This window comes from Carboxylicivirga sp. (genome assembly GCF_982718395.1).
In genome coordinates this window covers 1-6,330 of sequence record NZ_CEXQWX010000246.1, presented here as the reverse complement: position 1 = coordinate 6,330, position 6,330 = coordinate 1, and the positions used below count along the sequence as shown (strand labels likewise).

5 protein-coding genes are annotated in these 6,330 nt (G+C 37.9%); 3 read left to right on the top strand and 2 right to left on the bottom strand.

Annotated features, from left to right (window positions below):
* Nucleotides 1-280: 280 nt before the first annotated feature.
* Both AC4MRQ_RS24385 and AC4MRQ_RS24380 read right to left on the bottom strand, forming a co-directional pair.
* Entirely contained in the window at nt 281-1,819 is a 1,539-nt protein-coding gene (locus AC4MRQ_RS24385; RefSeq protein WP_491200343.1) for a YifB family Mg chelatase-like AAA ATPase, read from the bottom strand.
* Between the two features lie 67 nt (nt 1,820-1,886).
* Nucleotides 1,887-2,705 (bottom strand): MBL fold metallo-hydrolase, encoded by an 819-nt coding sequence (locus AC4MRQ_RS24380; protein WP_491200342.1) that lies wholly within the window; start codon nt 2,703-2,705, stop codon nt 1,887-1,889.
* 151 nt (nt 2,706-2,856) lie between these two features.
* Between AC4MRQ_RS24380 and priA the strand changes: the two genes are divergently transcribed.
* From priA to AC4MRQ_RS24365, 3 genes are all read left to right on the top strand, one after another.
* Entirely contained in the window at nt 2,857-5,328 is a 2,472-nt protein-coding gene (priA, locus tag AC4MRQ_RS24375; RefSeq protein WP_491200341.1) for a replication restart helicase PriA, read from the top strand.
* Between the two features lie 100 nt (nt 5,329-5,428).
* Entirely contained in the window at nt 5,429-5,830 is a 402-nt protein-coding gene (locus tag AC4MRQ_RS24370) for a hypothetical protein (RefSeq protein WP_491200340.1), read from the top strand.
* Nucleotides 5,830-6,030, top strand: coding sequence for a helix-turn-helix transcriptional regulator (locus AC4MRQ_RS24365; RefSeq protein WP_491200339.1), 201 nt, complete (start codon nt 5,830-5,832; stop codon nt 6,028-6,030). The genes AC4MRQ_RS24370 and AC4MRQ_RS24365 overlap by 1 nt, the downstream gene beginning before the upstream one ends.
* The last annotated feature ends 300 nt before the right edge of the window (nt 6,031-6,330 follow it).

Here is a 6,330-nt window from a genome sequence, read left to right as displayed (position 1 = left end):
CCCATTGTATTAGTACTTTTGTTAATCTGTTTATAGTCAGATAGTTTCCCTTCTGCAAATATAACCTTTCTTCAGAAATAATGTTCAAATAGCCTTATTTTTATCCATTGAGCAACAACAATTGCTTGATTGTGTGGCTTTTAATATTATTCTAAAATGTAAGCATATTGAAAGTCAACTATCATTCAATATTTATTTCAAATTTTCTTTAATCAATGTAAACTTCGGGTTAGGTACTGTTTAAACTTTTAGCAATGCAACTGCAAACCAATCAGACATCTTAGGCTCCCCAATTTGACCGGTCTAAACTTCGGTACTGAACCGCCTCGGCCACATGGTGTGATTGCACCGAAACACACTCCTCCAAATCTGCAATGGTGCGCGACACTTTTAGTATTCGGTCATATGCCCTGGCCGATAAATCCAGTTTCTCCATAGCTGTTTTTAAAATGTTCATACCGTTCTCGTCTGGTGTAGCGTATTTAGCCAGTTGCCGACTATTCATTTGTGCATTGCAATGCACTTTTTCATTACTATTAAATCTTTTATTCTGTATTTTCCTGGCATTCATCACCCTTTCTCTTACAGATATGCTGTTCTCTGATTGTGGCGCATCGGCCAGCTTATTGAAAGGAACAGGCACCACTTCAATGTGCAAATCAATACGATCGAGTAAAGGACCCGATATTTTACTCAGGTATTTCTGAACAACACCCGGACTGCAAACACATTGTTTCTCGGGATGATTAAAGTAACCACAAGGGCAAGGATTCATTGATGAAACCAGCATAAAACTGGCCGGGTAGTCAATGGTAAAACGCGCCCTTGATATACTGATGCGTCGATCTTCCAATGGTTGGCGCATAACTTCAAGTACAGTCCGTTTAAATTCAGGAAGTTCATCCAGAAATAAAACGCCATTATGTGATAATGAGATTTCTCCGGGTTGTGGAAATGAACCACCTCCAACGAGAGCCACATCACTGATAGTATGGTGAGGCGATCTAAAAGGCCGTTGGGTAATAAGAGCACTTTCGCTACCTGTTTTACCAGCTACCGAATGAATTTTTGTAGTTTCCAGCGCCTCATCCAATGTTAAAGGTGGCAATATACTTGCCAGGCGTTTTGCCAACATGGACTTGCCGGCTCCCGGAGGACCGATCATGATAAGATTATGTCCGCCAGCTGCTGCAATCTCTAAAGAACGCTTTACACTCTCCTGACCTTTTACATCTGAAAAATCAAAATCAACAACCTGAGTTCCTTTCTCAAATTCAACCTTTGTATCAACCGTAACCTGTTCAAATGTTTCTTCATCTTCTAGAAATTGAATCACCTGCCTGATGTTATCAAAGCCATAAATATCAATTCCGTTAACCACAGCTGCTTCCCTCGCATTCTCCTTTGGCAGGATACAACCTTTGAAACCCTCCTCTTTGGAACGAAGTGCGATTGGTAATACTCCCTTAACTGGTTGTAAGCTACCGTCAAGCGATAGTTCTCCCATTATAATATAATCGCCTAATTTATGGTTGACTATTTGCGATGAAGCAGCAAGTATTCCAATTGCTAAAGGTAAATCGTAAGCAGCTCCTTCCTTACGAATATCTGCCGGGGCCATATTAATTACAATCTTATGCCCAGGCCACTTATAACCACAAACCTTTAATGCCGAATCAATACGCTGATGACTTTCCTTAACAGCATTGTCTGGTAAACCAACCAGAAAAAAACGTATGCCTTTTGAAATATTAACTTCTATAGTAATTGTGTATGCGTCGATACCGTTTACAGCGGAACCAAAGGTTTTTACAAGCATATTAAAAAATTTAGCAGAAAGTTAATAAAAATATTTAACAGTATGCCTTAAATAGTGAAGTTTTGTTTTATCCATTAAATGAATAACCACCTCCACAATACTCTGTAATTCCGCTATACACCTCGCTAAAATGATCAAAAGCTGATTGTCCGGTACAATGATTTAATCCCCATTTTTTTATGGTAAAAGGTTTTAAGCCGCGAATGGTATGCTTTATGTTATCAACTGCAGCCCCGTTCAGATGCAAACCTCCGGCCACCATTGAAAAAGTATTATATTGAAGACGGTTGTTGATCGTATGAAGAATATTGACAATACCACTATGGGCACAACCGCATAAAACGAGAGGGGCATATTTTGTTTGTGCCACCAAAATAAGTTCATCTTCAAAGGTATCCTGTATATAATTACTTTTGTTTTTAATTACCAGACGAGGATTGTTTGGTTCATATCCTGTTTGTGTATCCATGTTACAAAGGATGAAAATGTCAGGTCCAAGTTGTGTATCTTCATCAATAAATATAATCCGGTCCTGGTATTGACTTAAATTATCACGCCATGGAATCCCATTCTCTTTGATCATCGCCGTTGATTTCGAAAAACGTTCATTAAAGGCGTTTTGATGTACAATGATTTTAGCCTCAGAGTTAATCTCGCAAAAAGCAGGAATACCACCTGCATGATCATAATGTCCGTGACTTAAAACTACGTAATCAACATCACTAAGATCAATGGCAAGCTTATTGGCATTATGAATAAATTTGTCGGACTGCCCTGTATCAAAGAGTATTTTTAACTGACCTGTCTCCAATAAAAATGATAAACCATGTTCACATTTTAACTGGTTTAGGTTTTGCTTGTTGTCTATTAAAGTAGTTAATCTCATGGTATATTCTTGAGTATACTAAGGTAATAGCTTAGATCATATTTTAATGCGGATGTATCATTCTTTTAATATAATTTCTCAAACATCATGGATCATTGCTTATCGTGTATCTAACAGTGATTCCTTATCTTTACGCTTCTAAATTTTCAGAATGAGCCTTAAAACACTTTATGCCGATATCATATTACCAGTGCCCTTGCCCAGATTATTCACGTATTCTGTTGCAAGTGAATGCGCCGGATCGATTAAAGTGGGTAAAAGAGTGGCCATACCCTTTGGCAAGAAAAAAGTCTATTCAGGCGTTGTGTACCAGTTGCATCACAACAAACCAGAGGAATACGAGACAAAAGACATCATCACTGTACTTGATGATGAAATTGTGGTTAATGCTTATCAGTTGAAGTTTTGGGATTGGCTGGCCAATTATTATCAGTGTACTCTAGGCGAGGTGTATAAAGCAGCTTTACCATCGGGTTTAAAAATGGAGAGTGAAACACGCATTATTTATAATGCCGATTTTGAGGCGGAATCTCCATTAACAGAACGGGAAAATAAAGTATTGGATATTATTGCCGGTAAAAAGGTTTGTTCCATCAATGATGTGAATCAGCTAAGCGGTTTTAAAAATAGCTTACCTGTCATTAAACGCTTGCTGGAATACAGTGCAGTTTTTGTTAACGAACATCTGAAAGAAGGCTATAAAGCCAAGACAAAGAAAGTTATTTCGCTACACCCTCGTTGTCAATCAGAAGAAGCTCTTCAACCCGTATTCGACCAGTTATCAAGGGCTCCCAAACAACAAGAGCTGTTAATGACTCTTTTGTCACAAGTGGGAGGTTTGACAGGTGCAGTTACCAATCAGACGGTTGATAAAGCTGAATTACTTAAAAGCGCGAATGCCAGTCAAGCAGCTTTAAAAGAACTTTGTAATAAAGAGATTTTATTAGAGCAACTGCATACGGTTGACCGGATAGACCTTGATGAAAAGGAAGTTCAGCAAGCGAATGAGTTGAGCGATGTACAACAAAACGCATACAATCAGATTAAGGATAGCTTTGAAACACATAATGTAACCCTTCTACATGGTGTAACATCGGGAGGTAAAACCGAAATTTACATTCACCTGATAGAGGAGCAACTACAGGCCGGTAAACAGGTATTGTATTTATTGCCCGAAATTGCTTTAACAACACAGATTACATCGCGACTTCAGCGGCACTTTGGTAATAAAATGGGTATTTACCACAGTAAGTTTGCTGACGCCGAACGTGTGGAGGTTTGGCAAAATCTTCTGAGGTCGAAAAACTATCAGTTAATTGTTGGTGTACGTTCATCGGTGTTTCTTCCATTTTCGAACCTGGGACTGATTATTGTTGACGAAGAGCATGAAAACACCTACAAGCAGTTTGATCCTGCACCACGTTATCATGCCCGCGATGCAGCCATCGTTCTGGGGAAATTATTTGGCGCCAAAACGCTTTTGGGAACAGCAACCCCTTCAATCGAATCCTATTTTAATGCTCAACAAGGGAAATATGCGTTGGTTGAACTTTCGCAACGCTTTGAGGGAATCGAAATGCCCGAAGTAGTTGCTGTTGACGTACGGGAAGCCAAGCGTAAAAAACAAATGAGCTCCCATTTCACACCACTTTTACTCGAGAAGATTGATGAAGCACTTCTGAAAGGTGAACAAATAATCCTATTTCAAAACCGCAGGGGTTTTAGCCCCTTTATTGAGTGCGGGCAATGTGCCTATGTGGCAAAATGTGTGAATTGCGATGTGAGTATGACTTACCATAAACACCTCAACCAGTTGGTTTGTCATTACTGTAATCACAGTATGCAGTTACCAACAGTTTGTCCTGCATGTCACAGTCCGGCAATTGAAACAAGGGGCTTTGGAACTGAAAAGATTGAGGAAGAAATGAGTTTGCTCTATCCTGACCATAAGGTGGCCCGAATGGATTTGGATACCACTCGTAGTAAATCGGGCTACGATAAACTGATCAAGAAATTTGAAGACGGAGAAATACATATTCTCATTGGCACACAAATGATCTCTAAAGGGCTGGACTTTGATAATGTAAGTGTTGTAGGGATATTAAATGCAGATAATATGCTCAATTATCCTGATTTCAGAGCATTCGAACGAAGCTTTCAGTTAATGACCCAGGTAAGTGGGCGTGCCGGCCGGAAGCATAAAAGAGGATTGGTAGTCCTGCAGACCTCTAATCCGCAGCATCCAGTTATATTAGATGTGATCAATCATAATTTTAGTAATCATTATAAAGGTCAGATTGATGAACGCTCGATGTTTAAATATCCACCTTTTTATCGTCTGATTAACATTACCATTAAGCATAAAGAACAAGGTATCACCAATAAGGCTGCTCAGTTACTGGCAGAGCAACTACGAGCTATCTTTGGGAATAGGGTGTTGGGACCACAGGCTCCGGTTATTAATCGGATACAAAACCTATTCATCAAAAAGATTCTAATCAAAATGGAAAAGAAAGCATCTCCGGGAAAAGTAAAGCACCTGATGCGGGAATGTATTTTTAACCTGCAGGCTCAGCAGGCGTTTCGCTATGTTACCTTCCAAATTGACGTTGATCCGGCTTAGGATTATATCGCATTCTTGAATTCTCACGATTTGGAATTACGACCAATGTAAAGTATTTTGCCATTAAGAATAGCATACTTTACATTAATAGTGAAATAAAATGAATAAAGTCCAACAAGATTTACGAATATTACCAACAAACTTTAAAATAGCGGCTTATCGAATAATGTTTCTGTGTGGTTTGTTTGTAGCTCTGTCGATTTCAAAAATACTAGCAATCGACAAGGAAATTGTTAAAACAATATCAAAATCTGTTTTTCTAATATCCTTACTGTTATTGGCACTCACAAGAGATAAAATCGAAGATGAACTTACATTAAGAATTAGATTAAAGGCTTTTACAGCTTCATTTATATATGGAGTAGGAATTGTAATAATGGAACCTTTTATAAATTTACTTTTCGATGGAAGTTTTTTGTCGGATAAGGGAGTAGCTGAGCTTCTTATAACCATGTTTTTCTTCTATTTTGCAATGATGTTTTTGATGAAAAAGAATAGGTAGTGAGAAACTCAATCAAGATACAAAGAGCAATTAACGATTTAACACAAGAAGCATTAGCAAAAAAAATAGGTGTTTCAAGACAAACAATAAATTCTATTGAGAAGAATAGATATATACCATCTACCGTTCTCGCATTGAAATTATCTAAAGTATTTGACAAAAATGTTAATGAAATATTTGAATTAGAGGAAAATGATTGAAGATAGGTTATAACAATCAATTACATGTTTGGCAGATAGCATTTTATTGAAGATGAGTGTAGTAAATTAGGTATCATGCAAACTTGAAAGTTTCGAGTATTAAAAATGTCAAGCTCACCATTTTAAATACAATGAACTTCATGCTCATCAGATGTCTTTATGAAGCTAATAGATATCAAGGTAACAACACTTAAACAACTTTCGCTTCAATCTGCTGAATCAATACATGGATTACTTTTATATGTATTTCCTGAATTCGATCAGAATAGCCATTGTGAGGTGCACGTATCTCAATATCTG

Excerpts from the sequence above, each read along its gene's own strand:
- AC4MRQ_RS24385 (WP_491200343.1), bottom strand. The coding sequence starts at position 1,819 with ATGCTTGTAAAAACCTTTGGTTCCGCTGTAAACGGTATCGACGCATAC.
- priA (WP_491200341.1), top strand. The coding sequence starts at position 2,857 with ATGAGCCTTAAAACACTTTATGCCGATATCATATTACCAGTGCCCTTG.
- AC4MRQ_RS24370 (WP_491200340.1), top strand. The coding sequence starts at position 5,429 with ATGAATAAAGTCCAACAAGATTTACGAATATTACCAACAAACTTTAAA.
- AC4MRQ_RS24380 (WP_491200342.1), bottom strand. The coding sequence starts at position 2,705 with ATGAGATTAACTACTTTAATAGACAACAAGCAAAACCTAAACCAGTTA.